This is a genomic window from Desulfurispora sp. (genome assembly GCF_052744395.1).
Map to the genome: position 1 here is coordinate 48,275 of NZ_JBRAJI010000012.1, position 15,569 is coordinate 63,843.

The window sequence follows — 15,569 nt, forward strand, 5'->3', positions numbered from 1 at the left end:
ACCGAACACAGATGATTTGTGCTGTTGCGTCAACTGGGCAGAAAATGAACAAAATGGGGAAGTGAAGCCCGTGCAGTGGGTTTATTATCATGAGGAGCTGCGCCCTCTGGACAGCCTGCCGGGGGGACAGCCCGACAGCGGGCTGCTCTACGGACGGGGGCTCTTTGAAACCATGCGGGTAAGGGATGGCCGGGTGCCCTGGCTGGCACAGCACCTGGAGCGCCTGCTCTGCTCGGCCCGCAGGCTGGGCCTGCCGGTGGTGCACAGCAGTGACCGGCTGGCGCAGCTGGTGGAGCAAACTGTATCCGCCAACCGGGTTGGCCAGGGCGCGGTGCGGCTTACGCTGACCGACAGCCTGCTGATCCAGTGCCGCCCGCTCCCGTACCGGGAGGAAGACTACCGCCAGGGCTGGCGGCTGGGGCTGGCCCCCTGGCAGCGCAGCGCGGCCGACCCGCTGCTGCAGCACAAAACCACCGCCTGCTGGAATAATCTCCTGGCCCGGGAACAGGCCCGCCGGGCCGGCCGGCAGGAAGTGCTCTGGCTGAACACGCAGGGGCAGGTTTGTGAGGGCAGCATCAGCAACATTTTCGTCCTGCAGGAGGGCGTTTTGCGCACCCCGCCGGTGCAGTGCGGCCTGCTGCCCGGCGTGGCCCGGGCCCGCCTGCTGGAGCTGGCCCGCCGGGAGGGTCTGGAAGTGCGGGAGGAGGTTATTTACCCCGAGCAGCTCTACCGGGCGCAGGAGGTCTGGCTGACCAATGCCCTGCTCTTGCTCCTGCCGGCAGTCTCCCTGGAGGAGCGGCCCCTGGGAAGCGGCCGGCCCGGCCCCCTGGCCGCCCGGTTTTACTCCCTGCTGCTCCGGCAGGATGCGTTCCGCACAGATGCGTAAAGCACCGGAAAAACCCGGTGCTTTTTGCTTCTGGGGGCAGGAAGATGCCAGAAAGTGCCGTGCTGACCCTCGTGGTGCAGCTAACCAACAGGGGGTAATTAAAAGGCGAAACCTCTGATACTGCTCCCAACAGTTTCAGAGGTCAAAGCTAAAGCCCCGGTAGATGGGCCAACGAGCCGTTTCTGGTTGCCAGTATTCCCACTTTTATTGTGAGACAACTTAATTTGTCTGTCAAGCCCGCCCGGGGCGGGCTTTGGCTATGTTCAGGCAACTCTCCATACTGGGTTGCCCATGATCTGAGCAGCTGCTTGACGCTGACCTTTTTTCAGCCGCAGGGCGGGTGCATTACCAACACCCGCCCTGCCGGGCCTCTCCTAAAAAACTCTGCGCGGGGCTTTTTCCGGAGCGTGTTCAAACAGGTCAATTGCGCCCAGGACAACATGCGCCAGCCCAAAACCGGTAATTCCCCAGCCCAGCACCGGGTTGGCCATGCGCAGGGCCAGACCGGTGGCGGTTACTGCTGTGCCCAGTACCGTGGGAAGCAGTCCTTCTCGCATGTTTTTCCCCCTTTAAGTTTAATATTTTGGAGAGGTCCGGTTTTATTATTTTTCCTGCCGCCCGGTTTATACCCGTTTATTAACGGGGGCACAATAGAAAAAAGTGTGCCACAAGGAGGCATGTTCATGCACAGACAGCCGGACAGACAATTACTGGAAAAGGCGCAGCAACTGCTGGAACGCGATGCCGACGTGCGGGCCTATGGACTGAACGTGGAGATGAGCAATAACATGCTGCAGATCACCGGTATTGTGGATACCCTGGCCGACAAGCAGAAGGTGGATCAAATTTTGACCGGGCACGGGATTACCGCCTACCGCAATGATGTGACCATCAGCACGGACGGGGCTATTAACGACCGGGCGGTGATGTTTGAAGTGAGTGAGGAGCTCGAGGCCGATCCGCGGGTTAACTTAAAGCATGTGGGTGTGAAAAGCGTCAGGGGTAACGTTTATCTCATGGGCACAGTGGAGGATCCGGAAGAGGAACGGGCGGCCGTTGAGGCGGCCAGCCGGGCGCGCGGCGTCAAAAACGTGGTCAGCCAGCTCAAAGTGAAGCCGCCCGGCCTGGATACCGCTGATCTGGAGCAAATCTTCCATTCCCAGGTGAACAATGACCAGGAAAAAGGTGGTGTATTCATCCGCGGCGGGGAAATTTGACCCGCCGTTTTTTCTGGTCGGCCTGCCGGTGCCGGGCCGCACAGGACGGGGCGGAATCCTGCTCTCCCGGTCATAAACAGGGCAGCAATGCTGTATAAATGTTACAGGTGATGGCTAACTGGCTGGATGATTGTGTGACTTATTCAGTCAATTATGCTATAATTAACTCGCTCTTGAAAAATTTTATAGGAGAGTGGAACAATGGACCGGGAGCTGACGCTGGAAATCGTCCGGGTTACCGAAGTGGCCGCCCTGGCCGCCGCCCAGTGGATGGGGCGGGGCTGCAAGAAGGAGGCCGATGAGGCCGCTACCAATGCCATGCGGGCCATGTTCGACACTGTGGCCATGAACGGTACCGTTGTGATTGGTGAGGGGGAGATGGATGAGGCCCCCATGCTATACATAGGGGAGAAGCTGGGCTGCGCGGCCACCCCCGAGGTGGATGTGGCGGTGGATCCCCTGGAAGGCACCAATATCCTGGCCAAAGGGCTGCCCAACGCTCTTTCCGTGGTGGCCATTGCCGACCGCGGCAACCTGCTGCATGCTCCGGATATGTACATGCAAAAGATTGCTGTGGGGCCCCGGGCGGCCGGCAAAATCCATCTGGATGACCCCATTGAAAAGACGCTGGAAATTGTGGCCAAAGCCAACAACAAGCGCATTTCCGACTGTGTGGTCATGGTGCTGGAGCGGCCCCGCCACCAGGAGATCATTGACTGCGTGCGCCGGGCCGGGGCCCGGGTGCGGCTGATTGGCGACGGCGATGTGGGAGCGGCTATCTATACAGCCATTCCCGACACCGGTATCGACCTGTTTGTGGGGATTGGCGGTGCGCCGGAAGGGGTGATTGCCGCGGCGGCCTTAAAGTGCCTGGGGGGAGAGATGCAGGCCCGCCTGTGGCCGGAAGACGAGGAAGACATTGCCCGCTGTGCTTCCATGGGCATCACCGACTACAAAAAGATCCTGTATATGGACGACATGGTCAAAGGGGACGATGCCATCTTTGCGGCCACGGGCGTGACCGATGGTGAACTGCTGCGCGGGGTGCGCTTTGTGGGGGGCGAAATGGCCGAAACTCACTCCCTGGTCATGCGCGCCAAAACCAGCACCATCCGCTACATCAAGGCGGTGCACCGCCTGACCCGCAAACCGCATCTGGTGTTCAATACCGAATGTCTGCGCCAGGTGTGAGCAAACTACCAAGCAAACATACAGCGGCCCTTGCGGAGGGCCGCTGCTGATTTTTTCAGCCGTTGTTTGGCACAGGCTGGTTAATAGCGGGGGTAGTAGGAACCAGTGCGGAAAGGGGCCAGTATTTTGATGGCCAGCATACCGAAGATAAAGCCGCCAATGTGCGCCCACCAGGCCACCATGTCGGCCGACTGGCTGATGCTGGCGGTACCGTTAAAAACCTGTAGCACAAACCAGATCGCCAGAAAGATCACCGCCGGCACTTCTACAATGGTGAAGAAGAACAGGATGGGCACCAGGGTCAGCACCCGGGCCCGGGGAAAGGTGATGAAATAGGCTCCCAGAACACCGGCCACCGCCCCGCTGGCTCCCACCACGGGCACCTGCGAGGTGGGAGCGGCCAGCACCTGCACTGCGCCGGCCGCTACGCCGGCGGCCAGGTAGAAGAACAGGTAGCGCCAGTGGCCCAGCCGGTCCTCCACATTGTCACCGAAAATGAACAGGTAGAGCATGTTGCCCAGCACATGCAGCCAGCCGCCGTGCAGAAAGGTGGACGTGATCAAGGTGAACAACACCGGTAAAATGGGCCCGCCGGTGGCCAGTACATAGTAAACATCGGCCGGAATCAGTCCGTACAGCAGGAACAACTGGCCCAGCATGTCCCGGGGCAACATGACCTCTTTAAGAAAGACGTACAGGTTCAGGGCAATCAGCAGCCAGTTCACATAGGGGCGCCGCAGGGAGCGGGTGCTGTCGCGCAGTGGTATCAATGATTTCCCTCTTTTCGGCACAAAACTTCATGAGTAAATTATATGCCTATTTTTAGTCAGAGGGTAGCAGTTTATTAACAAAATATGCAGGGCCGGCATATCTAAGTATAAAAAAGGCAGGCTGGGTCCATGAACCTGGTACAGAAAATCTGTCAGGAATTACAGCAGAAAAAATTTATTGAAGCGGCCGAACTCACGGCCCTGATCATCCTGCTGCGCCAGCACCGCCTGGCCTTTACCATTTCCTTTGAGCCCGAGAGCAGCACCGAACTGGCGTCTCTTTCCGTACAAATCCAGTTTAACCCCAATTTTGCTGTAACATTTGCAATAAACATCTGTCCCGGGCCCATTATTTAGGGAATCACCTTGTTCAGCGGGTACTCAATAATATCCTGGGCGCCGGCTTTGAGCAGGGCCGGGATCAGATCCCGGGAAACTTTTTCGTCCAGGATGGTCTCCACAGCCACCCAGTCGCTGTTGTAGAGGCGGGAAACTGTGGGATGTTTCATGGCCGGCAGTATGGTCAGCACCTGATCGATCTTGCACTCCGGTACGTTCATTTTCAGTCCGACCTTGCTTTCGGCCAGGAGGGCGCCCTGCAGCAGTACGGCCAGATTTTGCAGTTTCTCTCGCTTCCAGGGATCGGCCCAGGCCCCTTTATTGGCGTGCAGGCGGGTGGTGGATTGCAGGATGGTGGCGATCACCCGCAGGTTGTTGGCTTTTAGCGAGCTGCCGGTTTCCGTAAGATCGGCAATGGCGTCCACCAGCTGGGGCACCTTGACCTCGGTAGCTCCATAAGAGAATTCCACACTGGCTTTGACACCGTGCGCTTCCAGAAACTGGCGCGTCACATTGACCAGCTCGGTAGCAATGCGTTTGCCCTGCAAATCCTGCACGGACTGGTAGGGGCTGTCGTTGGCCACGGCCAGCACCAGGCGGATGGGGTTGGTGGTCTGCTTGGAATAGCTCAGGTCGGCCACCTCCACCACATCGGCTTGGTTTTCTAAAATCCAGTCCAGGCCGCTCAGGCCGGCATCCAGCACGCCTTCGCTGACATAGCGGGGGATTTCCTGGGCTCGCATCAGCACAATTTCCAGTTCGGGATCGTCAATAGAAGGATAATAGGAGCGGCTGCGCACGGTCAGATTATAGCCGGCTTTTTTAAACAGCTGGAAGGTAGCCTCCTGCAGACTGCCTTTGGGTAAACCCAATCTGAGCTTCATGATGTCCTCCTTAATAGCATATTAATATATTATTAATTTAACAAGTTAAAATGATGTAGTAATTATAAAACCCGGCCGGCCGCGTGTCAAGGCTTGCTCCGGGACAAAATACCGGGTTCCGCTGGAAATTGCGGAACCCGGCGCTTGTTTTCGGCTTTATACCGGGGAAATGAAAATGCGCTTGCTGCCCTTGCTCAGTTTGAGCGGCTTGTAACCCAGGCGGGGCAGGCAGTCGGTGGTGATGGCGCCGTGGGTAAACAGCGGATGGTCCATGACAAAGCGGTGGAAGTCCAGGTTGGTGTAGATGCCCTCGATGTGGAATTCGTTCAGGGCGGCTTTCATGCGGCAGATGGCTTCCTGGCGGGTGGGGGCCCAGACAATCAGTTTGGCAATCAGCGAGTCATAGAAAGGCTTGACATCATAACCGGGATAGATAAAGGTATCCACCCTCACCCAGGGGCCCTGGGGAAAAATTACTTCGGATATATGTCCGGGACTGGGGAAAAAGGTATCGGGCCGTTCCGCGTTGATGCGGCACTCGATGGCCCAGCCCCGGGGATGAATGTCCCTGGGAGTGAAGGGCAAAGGCAGGCCGGCGGCCACCATGAGCTGGGTTTTCACTATATCTATCCCGGTGGTCATTTCGGTAACCGGATGTTCCACCTGGATGCGGGTGTTCATCTCCACAAAGTAGTAACTGCCGTCCGGTTCCACCAGAAATTCCATGGTGCCGGCGCCCCGGTAGCCGATTTGCCAGGCCAGGTTTACCGCGCTGCGGGCCATCTTCTGGCGCAGTTGTTCATCCAGGAAGGGGGAGGGTGATTCTTCAATCAGTTTTTGATTGCGCCTTTGCAGGGAGCAGTCCCTTTCCCCCAGACTGACCACATTGCCGTAATTATCGGCCATGATCTGGATTTCAATATGCCGGGTGTGTTCCAGATATTTTTCCAGATAGACAACCTCATCCTTAAAGTAGGTGACGGCCTGTTCCCGGGCGTCAAAGATGGCGTCGCGCAGCTTTTCCCGGGCGTAAACCTTGTTGATGCCCTTGCCGCCGCCACCGCTGGCCGCCTTGACCAGCAGGGGGAAACCCACTTCCTCGGCGATGGCTTCAATGTCGTCCAGGCGCATATAGTCAATATTGTAGCCCGGTATCACCGGCAGGCTGGCCTCAATGGCCGCCTTGCGGGCGTGCACCTTGTTGCCCATCAGACGAATTACCCGGGAGTCGGGCCCGATAAAGGTCAGGCCACTTTGCTCGCAGGCCTGGGCGAATTCCGGGACCTCGGCCAGAAAACCATACCCGGGATGAACCGCCTCACACCGGGTGCGTTTGGCAATCTGTACGATCTTATCTATATGCATGTAGCTGAGGACTTCGCCCAGACAGTAGGCTTCATCGGCTTTCTGCACGTGCAGGGAATCCTTGTCTACATCCGAATAGATGGCCACGGTTTTGATGCCCATTTCCCGGCAGGCCCGGATTACCCGCACGGCGATTTCGCCCCGGTTGGCAATTAATACCTTGTTGAACATGGTTGCCCCCCAGAAAACATATTATGTATAATTATCTAAAATTTAAGCGAGCGGTTCAATACAGGTCGGGCAAGTATACCAGTATACTTGACTTTTTCGGCCCTGTGTCTACGGGAGACATATATCACGCTGTAGACGGGCACAGCGGTGCCCGGTAGGGATTTTATGCTGGTGCCTTAAAGATTCTGGAATCTGGTAATCAATTGCTGCCGCTGTGCGGGGTGACCCGTGGGGAAGAAGCCGGAGGGAAGACGCTGTCCTGCCGGTATTTTTTTTGCTATATCCCCTGGTAAAGTTCAGGCCGATCAAGTAAAATTAATATGAATGTTCATTCATTTTAGATGGGGAGTGAGACCTGGTGAATAATCTGGTGCAGGCCCGACCGGAACAAACCGTTATACCGACACCGCGCGGTCCGGTAGTGGTACAGGGTCCGGTGGATAGTGCTTATTTGCAAACCCTGGTCTTTAACTCCGGACTGGATAACTTCCGGGCACCGGAGCGGCAACACCAGGCTTTGATGACTATAGCCGACTTCTATGAAGGCATGGTGTTTGTCGCCCGGCACAGGAAGGAAATTGTGGGTTATGTTACATTTCACTACCCGGACGAACATAGCCGCTGGCGGGCTCATTCCCGTATTTTGGAACTGGGCAGTGTGGAGGTGAGCCGGGACTGGAGGAAACTGGGGCTGGGCAGGGCTCTGGTGGCGGAAGCCTGTGCCAGCGGCAGGCTGGAGGACTTTGTGACCATAACGACGGAATATTCCTGGCACTGGGATTTAAAGGGTACCGGGCTGGATATGTGGGCATATCAGAGGATGCTGACGGCATTTTTCGGGCAGTTTGGGTTTGTGCGCCGGCATACGGATGACCCGGAGATTTGCGAGCATCCGGCCAATGTATTGATGGTGAGGTTTGGGAGCAGGGTGAGTAAGGAGGACATCAGCCGTTTTGAGAGCATGTGCTTTCAAAAAACGCTGGTGCGGTTTTAATTTAGTCGCCCGGGGACAAAGATGGGTGTTTGGCCTGCAGGCCGTCTTCATCATCGGAAATTTTCTCTAAACCAATGCTGGTTAGAATTTCCTCGATTAACTCTCTGGTCACAGTTCGCTCACTCCTTTTTGTAAATTTTATAATAACAGGAAGGGTAATATAAATTATAAAGCATTATTGTTTCAGGTCAATAAATTAATGGTTAACGTAGCGTAAACAGTATGTGAGTGGTCAAAAACCTTGTCTAACGCAAAAATCTCCCGTTCAACCTGCTGGTTGGATCAGGAGATTTTTTTTGCGCCGGTGGCCTGAAGGATAGTTTGCATAAAGTTGTCTTTAATTTGTTTGCTGTTAAATGAGTTGATTAGTTCGGGCTGCTCCACATCATCCGGGAAAAAGATGGTCTCCTGGGGTATCTGGGCAAGTTTGATCCGGTGTTCGGCCAGCAAAGTATCCAGCTTGTCTTGCACTACACTCCAGCCGGCTTTGTTGGTGACCGGCAGGAACAAAACCAGGTGGTCGTTGATGTAGTTGATGCCGTCGATCTTGCGCAGTAAGCCGGGCAGTTTTTGCCGGAGCAAAGCTCTGGTTTCCGGGGTGATGGTTCTCAGCCTGCCCCATTTAACAATATAAATGGTAAAAGGTGATTTGGTGCGGATGGCCCGGTCGATTTCGGCCCAGAGAGTATCTTCCAGGGTTTGCAGGTTGGCTTCCGCATCCAGTGAGGTGATGGGGCAAAACCGGCCAATGCGGGAGAGCAGCACTTCTTTGGTGAAGGGCTTGATCAAGTAGTCTTTGGCCCCCAGTTCGATGCACTTTAATATGCTCTCCTTGCGCCTTTCCATGCTCATCATGATTACCGGCAGAGAGGGGTAGCGCGCGGACAACATTTTTAAGATCTCAAAGCCGTCTACTTCCCCCAGGTAAATATCCAGCAGTACCAGGTGGAGGTTTTCCAGCGAGCATTCCTTGCTGAAGGTGTTGCTTAGAACCTGCTGGCCGTTTACGGCTTCCCAAACCCGGCAGTTGGTTTCTTTGAGCATTTGCTTGACCTGGAGCCTGATCACGCCCGAGTCGTCTACTACCAGGATATTAAACATAACCGGTACACTCCCTGCCCGCGTGGAGATTCTATAAAAACTATTATACAATACGCCCGCTTTTTTCAACAAGTATACTGTTACCGGTTTCTTCTTTATCCAGATTGCAGAAATGTGCTATAATCAGGGTTAATACCTGCAGAGAGCAGCATTTTTCGGAAAGGGTGTGGGATGATGCCTGAACTGGGTTATTTGGGACCGGAGGGTAGTTATTCGCACGAGGCGGCACTTTTGGCGGGAGAAAATTACACTCCGGTTGCTTACCCTTCGCTGAGCGCTCTCTGGCGGGATCTGCAGGGCGGTCACCTGGAGGCGGGTATTTTCCCGGTGGAAAACTCCATTGAAGGTACTGTGGGGCAGGTGATGGATCTCTTTGTTAAGCCGGGCCTGCTCCGGGTACAGCGAGAGATCATTTTGCCCATCCATCATTGTCTGCTGGCCAGAACCAGGCGGCCGCCGGGCGAGATGGAGCGGGTGATCTCCCACTTTCAGGCACTGGCGCAGTGCAGCAGGTTTCTGGAACAGCAGTTGCCGGGGGTGCCGTGGGTGGAAACATCCAGTACGGCGCAGGCCGCCCGGCAGGTGGCCGAAAGCGAACGGCCCTGGGCTGCTGTAGCCGGCCCCTTTTCCGCCAGAATATACCATCTGGAGGTGCTGGTGGATCATATCAGCGATGCTCCGGACAATTACACGCGCTTCTGGCTGGCCGGGCCGGATGAACCGGCCCGGGGCGAAAAGTGCAAGACCACCCTGGTGTTTCAGGTGGCCAACCGCCCGGGAGCGCTGTACAGCGTGCTGCGGGAGTTTGCCTGGCGGGGTATCAACCTGACATTTATTGCTTCCCGCCGGGTGCGCAGCAATCCGGAGGATTATATGTTTTTTGTGGATTTCTGGGGAAGTCAGGATGATCCGGTGATTGCCGGTGTTTTGCAGGCAGTGCGCAGCCGCTCCACCTTTTTTGCCTGTCTGGGGTCCTATATCGCCGATGGAGAGCCGGGAAGCGCCTGGCTGGAGCCGCCTCCCGTGACCGATTTGCTGCAGCAATGTCGCCGCGAGATTGATACGATAGACAGCCAGGTGGTTCGCCTGCTCGGCATGCGCACCCGGCTGGTGCAGCAAATTGGTGAGCTGAAAAGCGGGCTGGGCTGGATTCGGGACAGCCAGCGGGAGGCGGAGGTTTTGCGGCAGGTGCGGGAGCAGGCGCGCCAGGAGGGTGTGGATGAAAATATGGTGGTGCAGATTTACCGCCTGCTGATGGAGCAGTTTGTGGATATGCAGGCCAGAATGCTGGCCCAGGAAAAGCAAGCCCCGTAAGCGGGCTGGCCAGACATTTTCAGGTGGCCGGTCTGTTTTCACCTTCCATACGGGACCGCCGTTTGGCATTGCCGGCCCGGCCCTGATCCCAGCGGTCATATCCTGCCGCGTCCTGGTCGGTGGCAGTCTGGTATCTCTTGATGATGCCGGTAATTCTTTTATGCGGGGTCATAGTGGAACCTCCTTGCAGATAGTTTAGATCGCTATTTATTTTTTCCGGAGTGTAAAATAAAATTCGGTTTGCGGGCAGGATTTGGGGCAGCTCTGTAGAACTAGAAAATTGATCAATTATTTAGAAATATCTGCTGGGGGAGGTTATTCTATTGTCTGCGCCCAAAAAATTTAAGTTCGACTATGAGATCAATGAGGCTGCTTGTATGGCCTGTGCGGCCTGTGAACTGGAGTGCCGGGACAATGCTGTGGTGGTCAACGACAGCGCCACGGCCTATGCGATCAACAAGGACAGCTGCAAGCGCTGTGGTCGCTGCTTCCGGGCCTGCCCGGCCGGTGCGGTGGTAAAGATCAATCTGTAATAAGTCTGGCGGTAAAGGCGGTGCCCGGGGCACCGCCTTTTTGCTAAAACGGTTGGTGATTTAGTAAAAGCAGCTTTCGCCGATAAACTCCCGCAAAATGGAGTTTGATGGCACCAGGTCCGGGGATATGGTCACAAAAAGTTCCAGCAGCTGCTGCAGGCGGGCGGCTTCGGCATAGGCTTTGGATGCGGCGGTGACCTGCTGCAGGAGAGGCAGGGCATAGTTCTTCAATACCGCCAGCTCATAGGGCAGGGCGGAGTTGAACATGACATCGGCGCTCTCCTGAAAGGGGAAGATGTGTTTTTCTTCGCCCCGCCGCACCGAGGGCCACCTTTCCAGTGTTTCCCGGGCGGTATAACCGCGGTGGCTGTTATCTCGCACCATACGCCGGATCACCCGCACATCGGTGGTGTGCATGCGGCTGGTATTGTCCATATTCAGATGGGTGAGCGCGCTGACATAAATTTTGAACTTGCGGCCCTGGGGAATGGATGCGGTCAAGCGGTCGTTTAAGCCGTGAATACCTTCGATGAGGATCAAATCCCGGGGCTGGAGGGCGATGCGGTGGCCGTGATACTCCCGCCGGCCGGTTTTAAAATTATAGGTGGGTATTTCCACCTCATCACCCTGGATCAGCTTGATCAGGTGCTCATTGAAGAGCTGGCGGTCAATGGCCTCCAGACTTTCAAAGTCATATTCGCCATTTTCATCGCGGGGGGTTAGTTCTCTGTCCACAAAGTAATCATCCAGGGAGATGGCTACCGGATTGATGCCGTTGACTTTCAGTTGCACCGCCAGGCGCCGGGCGAAGGTGGTTTTGCCCGACGAGGATGGCCCGGCAATTAACACTATTCTGATCCGGTCGATATTCTGGCTGATCAGGTCGGCGATCTGGGCCAGTTTTTTCTCCTGGAAGGCCTCGGCCACCAGAATCAGTTCCCTGGCTCCGCCGGCTTGAAAAATTTTGTTCAGGTCACAAATGTTGTCTGCATGGATGATTTTGTTCCATTTTTCCGATTCGTAAAACACGCTGGCCAGTTTGCCCTGCTCCACGTAAGGGGGGACGCGCAGCGGATCCTCCCGCCGGGGCATTTCCAGAATAAAACCGGGCAGATAATAGCGCAGATGGAATGCTTTCAGGTAACCGGCCCGGGGTACCAGAGGGGTCAGGGCAATGTCCGGGTAGGCGCCGTAATGGACCAGGTCTACTGTGGGCCGTGGCCAGTACTGCAGCAGATTATACTTGTCCGGCAGATTATTTTGTAGAAATATTTGTTTTGCTTCCGGCAGGGGAGTTTCCCGGACCAGGAACGGCTCATCTTCCTCCACCAGTTTGCGCATGCGCCCGGCAATGGACTCCACATCGCTGTCCTTGAGGAAAGTGCCGGGCATTTCCATTTCGCCGTATACGGCATTGCCCAGCGAATGCTTGATGCGCAGTACACCCTGCGGCAGGATTTCCCGGACTGCTCGGGCCAGCAGTACCAGCAGGGAGTTTTGATAAATGCGCTGGCCGGCTTCTTCGGTCAGAAAAACCGGCTGAATTTGACAGGCCGCAGTAATTTCCTGGTTTAGCCCAACCAGGCTGTGGTTAATTCTGGCAGCCACCATCAGGGGAAATTTGTCGGGCAGGGCTTTTGGCAATACTTCCCCGGCGGTGGTGCGGCTCGCTATCTCCACGGTACCGCCGCCCTCAATATCAACAGAAAACTTTTCCGTCATCGGTCTTCCTCCTGTGGTTGGTAGGGATGGTGTTAAAAATTATATTTATTTGTCAGCAAATTATAAAGGGCCCGGGCAATAATTTTTGCTTTTCCAGGCGGCCAGCTGTTAAAAAAACCGGCCCACCGGTGGAAACCGGGAGAATAGACCGCTTGGCCGGCAAAATATACAGCTGAGGGTGAAAATATTGGCTGATGGGAAATTTCAGACTATTATATAATTAATCAGCAGCACAGCTTTGGATCATTTTTTGCCGGGAGGCCAGAGGTAATGGAACCTACGCCGGAACAAGTGGCTGAAAACATCACGGCCATTCTGTCCAAATACAGTGATGGGATGGAACTGCTGGACATCATAGATATTGTGGACAATTTGCGCATTTTGATAGAGATGACCGGAGAAACAGGAGGTGGCCGCGTTGACAGCCACGGAAATTCAAATCCTGGTGCGCAGGATTGAAAAGTTTTTGGTCAGCCAGCCCGGTGTGGGGGACGCGGTAGTGGTGCATGAGGTCACTCCCGAGGGCAGTAACTGCTTCAAGGCACTGGTGGAGCCCGAGAGTGAGCCGGCTCCGGCGGGCGGTGGGGGTAACCTGGCCGGTTACTGCCAGCAGGTGCTGTCCCTGTCCCAACCGCTGGTCATCAAATTCGGTCCGATTCCCCGGACGCCTTCGGGGAAAGTGGCCCGTCATTTACTGGCCCTGTAAGCAAGCGCTCGTGAAAGCCATGTTGCGACATGGCTTTTTTCTTTTCCGGCAGGAGGAAAAGCTGGCCCAATGTATAATTATACCTGTGGTATATCAATGTAATCGTGGAAATATATGGGGGTACAAAAAGTGTTTAAACTGTGGGGGACCGGCAGCCAATCTCAGCACTGGCAGGAGACCAGGCGGGAACTGGACCAGCTGAGACAGGAAGTGGCCGAGTTGAAAAATGAGCTAACATTACTGCGTGCCCGTTCCTGTAATTTGAACACGCTGGATTTATCCCTGCTGGGTGAGCAGTACTGGACTGGTGATACACCGGCATTGCTCCAACAGCCCGCCGCAGCGCTGGAAGAAGCCAGTGCGCAACCCGACCGGCAGCAGGCAGAAGAGGCCAGTGCGGAACCCGACTGGCCGCAGGCAGTGGTTGGGGCAGCTGAAAGCGAGGTGGCTGCGGCACAATTGCCCGAAACAGCCCGGGATGGTGTGCGCGAGCCGGACGGGGAGGGCGAGGCGCCCTGCGCACAGGGGGCACCGCAGCCGGGCAGCCCTGATACAAGCGGCGCTGCCGCGGTACAGGACTGGGCTGTGCTGAAGCCGCCGTCCCAGCCCAAAAAATGGTGGAAAATATGGGTGCGGAAACCAACCTATGGCCGGTCGGTTTAGCCGGTGTTCATGATTACTTGCCCGGGGAAGGTTACCTGAAGCACAGGGGGTCGTAAAATATGCCGCAATGCTGTCCAGTAGCCAGGCAGTTGCAGGAAAACTATGCCGAACGGATTGAGGATATTATGCGCCGGGAAAATGTGGATCAGGAGGTGGCTGTTTGCAGCTTTCTCTGTCCCGAAGTAAAAGGTTGCATTGAGGATGTGGAGGATGTAACCTGTGCCTGGCGCTTAAAAATGCTGGAAAAATTGTAGAAGAGGTGGGGGAGGACAGCAGTATTCTGAAAAGATTACCGGAGGGGTTGGCGGGGATTGCCGGATAATAAAAACCAAACGGGGTACTGCTGTTATTGCAGTACCCCGCCGGGCCTTGATCTTGCTGGTCGGAGCGACACGACTCGAACGTGCGACCTCTACCACCCCAAGGTAGCGCTCTAGCCAAACTGAGCTACGCCCCGCTGTGCAAGTAGTATAATATAATAAATCGCCGCGGGTGTCAAGGGTTTTGTGCTGCGGATTTCTGGGCGAAAGCCGAATTTACTCCAGTGACCAGCAAAATTGCTGGTTTTTCAGCTTCCAGAGGATATATAACTTGCTGCGGGCCGTGTTTTCCGGTATTTTATAGACCTGGTACTGCAGGTCCGCCGGGCCGGGCGCTGTGGCTCCCGGGCTCTCCGGCCAAAAAGCGAGCGTTTTTAACAGAGGGTAGGGATTTAGGCGGACATCTACGGCCTGCCAGCTCCCGGTGCGCTGCAGCTGTTCGGGGAGGCTGACCGGGACGATGAGAAATGTCCATCCGGCATCGGCCACAACCGTGTTGCCGGGCAGGCGCAGCTCCTTGAGCCAGCGGTACGAGGGGAGCACGCTGACACTGTACTGGTCAATCCGTGCTGGCTCACCGGCGGGGTAGATGTTTTGGGGCAAAGTCGCCTGTATTTTGGGCGCGCTGGCGGAATTTTGGGCAAAGTAGTAGGTCACAAAAAACAGCGCGGGGCCGATGAGCAACAGCCAGATGCCGTACTGGCGTATTTTTTGCTGCGGCATTGCGGGCATGTGTTACCATCCCTTCTGCACACATTTACACGAGAATTATACCACACCTGTATTTTTTGTTGCGAGTCCGAGCATATTTTTCTGGAGGGATGCAGAAAATATCCCTGTTTTTAGATTACATTAACATACCGGGAGGTGTGAGTCGTGCGCGTGGCCGTGGATCAAGATTTGTGCATCAGCTGTGGAGCCTGTATTGATACTTGTCCGGAAGTCTTTGACTGGAACAGTGATGATAAGGCGCAGGCTACGGTAAGTGAAGTGCCGGCTGAGCTGGAAGATCAGGCTCATGAAGCGGTAGAAAATTGCCCCACCAATGCGATAAAGGAAGAATAACCCCATGACCGGTTCGCCCCCCAGGGCGATTTTTTTTTGCGCCTGGCCGTGTATAATTTCAGTAGGTGGCAGCAAGGAAATGTCCCCCTGAAAATAGAAATGAGACCTCGTAGCAACAAAAGCACCCCTCAGAGAAAAACAAAGGAGTGTGAGGTCTCATTATGCTAAATATTCGCCAGGTAGTGGGAGCAGTCCTTCTTTTCATCAACGGATTGGTAAAATTAATCAGTGAGAGCAAAGATTTTTATGAACTTGAGAAAGGAACATTTGAACTATCCTGGATCCGTGATACCATCTCACCAATAACCATTTTCAGGCATAATCTGGG

Annotated in this window: 20 protein-coding genes and 1 tRNA gene; 12 read left to right on the forward strand and 9 right to left on the reverse strand. The window is 55.3% G+C overall.

All coding sequences use genetic code 11. The annotated features are described in order from the left end of the window. Positions 1-70: 70 nt before the first annotated feature. Positions 71-886, forward strand: coding sequence for an aminotransferase class IV (locus ACUVTU_RS05030; RefSeq protein ID WP_445888861.1), 816 nt, complete (start codon positions 71-73; stop codon positions 884-886). A 374-nt stretch (positions 887-1,260) separates the two neighbouring features. Here the strand turns inward: ACUVTU_RS05030 and ACUVTU_RS05035 are convergent, their stop codons facing one another. After that, positions 1,261-1,443 (reverse strand): asparagine synthase, encoded by a 183-nt coding sequence (locus ACUVTU_RS05035; protein WP_445888862.1) that lies wholly within the window; start codon positions 1,441-1,443, stop codon positions 1,261-1,263. Positions 1,444-1,569: 126 nt separating this feature from the next. Between ACUVTU_RS05035 and ACUVTU_RS05040 the strand changes: the two genes are divergently transcribed. Together ACUVTU_RS05040 and glpX are read left to right on the forward strand one after the other, a co-directional pair. Then, on the forward strand, positions 1,570-2,103 hold the full coding sequence (locus ACUVTU_RS05040; protein WP_445888863.1) for a BON domain-containing protein: 534 nt from the start codon (positions 1,570-1,572) through the stop codon (positions 2,101-2,103). A gap of 201 nt (positions 2,104-2,304) precedes the next feature. Then, a complete protein-coding gene (glpX, locus tag ACUVTU_RS05045; protein ID WP_445888864.1) occupies positions 2,305-3,294 on the forward strand; it encodes a class II fructose-bisphosphatase in 990 nt (329 codons plus the stop codon). An 80-nt stretch (positions 3,295-3,374) separates the two neighbouring features. Here the strand turns inward: glpX and ACUVTU_RS05050 are convergent, their stop codons facing one another. After that, positions 3,375-4,064 carry a rhomboid family intramembrane serine protease gene (locus ACUVTU_RS05050; protein WP_445888865.1) on the reverse strand — a complete coding sequence of 230 codons (690 nt, stop codon included), beginning with the start codon at positions 4,062-4,064 and terminating at the stop codon, positions 3,375-3,377. Between the two features lie 129 nt (positions 4,065-4,193). Between ACUVTU_RS05050 and ACUVTU_RS05055 the strand changes: the two genes are divergently transcribed. After that, positions 4,194-4,421, forward strand: a complete 228-nt coding sequence (locus tag ACUVTU_RS05055) for a hypothetical protein (RefSeq protein ID WP_445888866.1) — start codon at positions 4,194-4,196, stop codon at positions 4,419-4,421. Here ACUVTU_RS05055 and hisG read toward each other — a convergent pair. Beyond that, positions 4,418-5,287 carry an ATP phosphoribosyltransferase gene (gene hisG / locus ACUVTU_RS05060; protein WP_445888867.1) on the reverse strand — a complete coding sequence of 290 codons (870 nt, stop codon included), beginning with the start codon at positions 5,285-5,287 and terminating at the stop codon, positions 4,418-4,420. The two genes, ACUVTU_RS05055 and hisG, sit on opposite strands and share 4 nt — an antisense overlap. 156 nt (positions 5,288-5,443) lie before the next feature. Then, a complete protein-coding gene (locus ACUVTU_RS05065; RefSeq protein WP_445888868.1) occupies positions 5,444-6,823 on the reverse strand; it encodes an acetyl-CoA carboxylase biotin carboxylase subunit in 1,380 nt (459 codons plus the stop codon). Between the two features lie 358 nt (positions 6,824-7,181). On the opposite strand from ACUVTU_RS05065, the gene ACUVTU_RS05070 reads away from it, so the two are divergent. Continuing rightward, complete coding sequence (locus tag ACUVTU_RS05070; RefSeq protein ID WP_445888869.1) at positions 7,182-7,817, forward strand: GNAT family N-acetyltransferase; 636 nt, start codon at positions 7,182-7,184, stop codon at positions 7,815-7,817. Between the two features lie 282 nt (positions 7,818-8,099). Here ACUVTU_RS05070 and ACUVTU_RS05075 read toward each other — a convergent pair whose 3' ends face one another. Next, entirely contained in the window at positions 8,100-8,918 is an 819-nt protein-coding gene (locus ACUVTU_RS05075; protein WP_445888870.1) for a response regulator, read from the reverse strand. 174 nt (positions 8,919-9,092) lie between these two features. Here ACUVTU_RS05075 and pheA point away from each other — a divergent pair, with 174 nt between their 5' ends. Continuing rightward, on the forward strand, positions 9,093-10,232 hold the full coding sequence (gene pheA / locus ACUVTU_RS05080; RefSeq protein ID WP_445888871.1) for a prephenate dehydratase: 1,140 nt from the start codon (positions 9,093-9,095) through the stop codon (positions 10,230-10,232). A gap of 19 nt (positions 10,233-10,251) precedes the next feature. On the opposite strand, the gene ACUVTU_RS05085 is transcribed toward pheA, so the two are convergent. Beyond that, on the reverse strand, positions 10,252-10,404 hold the full coding sequence (locus ACUVTU_RS05085; protein ID WP_445888872.1) for a hypothetical protein: 153 nt from the start codon (positions 10,402-10,404) through the stop codon (positions 10,252-10,254). 151 nt (positions 10,405-10,555) lie between these two features. On the opposite strand from ACUVTU_RS05085, the gene ACUVTU_RS05090 reads away from it, so the two are divergent. After that, positions 10,556-10,765 carry a 4Fe-4S binding protein gene (locus ACUVTU_RS05090; protein WP_445888873.1) on the forward strand — a complete coding sequence of 70 codons (210 nt, stop codon included), beginning with the start codon at positions 10,556-10,558 and terminating at the stop codon, positions 10,763-10,765. A 60-nt stretch (positions 10,766-10,825) separates the two neighbouring features. Here ACUVTU_RS05090 and ACUVTU_RS05095 read toward each other — a convergent pair whose 3' ends face one another. After that, positions 10,826-12,487 (reverse strand): nucleoside kinase, encoded by a 1,662-nt coding sequence (locus ACUVTU_RS05095; protein ID WP_445888874.1) that lies wholly within the window; start codon positions 12,485-12,487, stop codon positions 10,826-10,828. A gap of 270 nt (positions 12,488-12,757) precedes the next feature. On the opposite strand from ACUVTU_RS05095, the gene ACUVTU_RS05100 reads away from it, so the two are divergent. The 4 genes from ACUVTU_RS05100 to ACUVTU_RS05115 all read left to right on the forward strand — a co-directional run bounded on the left by ACUVTU_RS05100 (position 12,758) and on the right by ACUVTU_RS05115 (position 14,110). Then, positions 12,758-12,946: a hypothetical protein gene (locus ACUVTU_RS05100; protein WP_445888875.1), complete on the forward strand. Its 189-nt coding sequence runs from the start codon at positions 12,758-12,760 to the stop codon at positions 12,944-12,946. Beyond that, positions 12,906-13,193 (forward strand): hypothetical protein, encoded by a 288-nt coding sequence (locus ACUVTU_RS05105; protein ID WP_445888876.1) that lies wholly within the window; start codon positions 12,906-12,908, stop codon positions 13,191-13,193. The genes ACUVTU_RS05100 and ACUVTU_RS05105 overlap by 41 nt, the downstream gene beginning before the upstream one ends. A gap of 129 nt (positions 13,194-13,322) precedes the next feature. Beyond that, complete coding sequence (locus tag ACUVTU_RS05110) at positions 13,323-13,856, forward strand: hypothetical protein (protein WP_445888877.1); 534 nt, start codon at positions 13,323-13,325, stop codon at positions 13,854-13,856. A gap of 59 nt (positions 13,857-13,915) precedes the next feature. After that, on the forward strand, positions 13,916-14,110 hold the full coding sequence (locus tag ACUVTU_RS05115; protein WP_445888878.1) for a hypothetical protein: 195 nt from the start codon (positions 13,916-13,918) through the stop codon (positions 14,108-14,110). A gap of 125 nt (positions 14,111-14,235) precedes the next feature. On the opposite strand, the gene ACUVTU_RS05120 is transcribed toward ACUVTU_RS05115, so the two are convergent. Together ACUVTU_RS05120 and ACUVTU_RS05125 are read right to left on the reverse strand one after the other, a co-directional pair. Then, positions 14,236-14,313: transfer RNA gene (locus ACUVTU_RS05120), tRNA-Pro, on the reverse strand. Between the two features lie 79 nt (positions 14,314-14,392). Beyond that, complete coding sequence (locus tag ACUVTU_RS05125) at positions 14,393-14,908, reverse strand: hypothetical protein (RefSeq protein ID WP_445888879.1); 516 nt, start codon at positions 14,906-14,908, stop codon at positions 14,393-14,395. A gap of 144 nt (positions 14,909-15,052) precedes the next feature. On the opposite strand from ACUVTU_RS05125, the gene ACUVTU_RS05130 reads away from it, so the two are divergent. Further along, a complete protein-coding gene (locus tag ACUVTU_RS05130) occupies positions 15,053-15,241 on the forward strand; it encodes a ferredoxin (RefSeq protein WP_445888880.1) in 189 nt (62 codons plus the stop codon). The last annotated feature ends 328 nt before the right edge of the window (positions 15,242-15,569 follow it).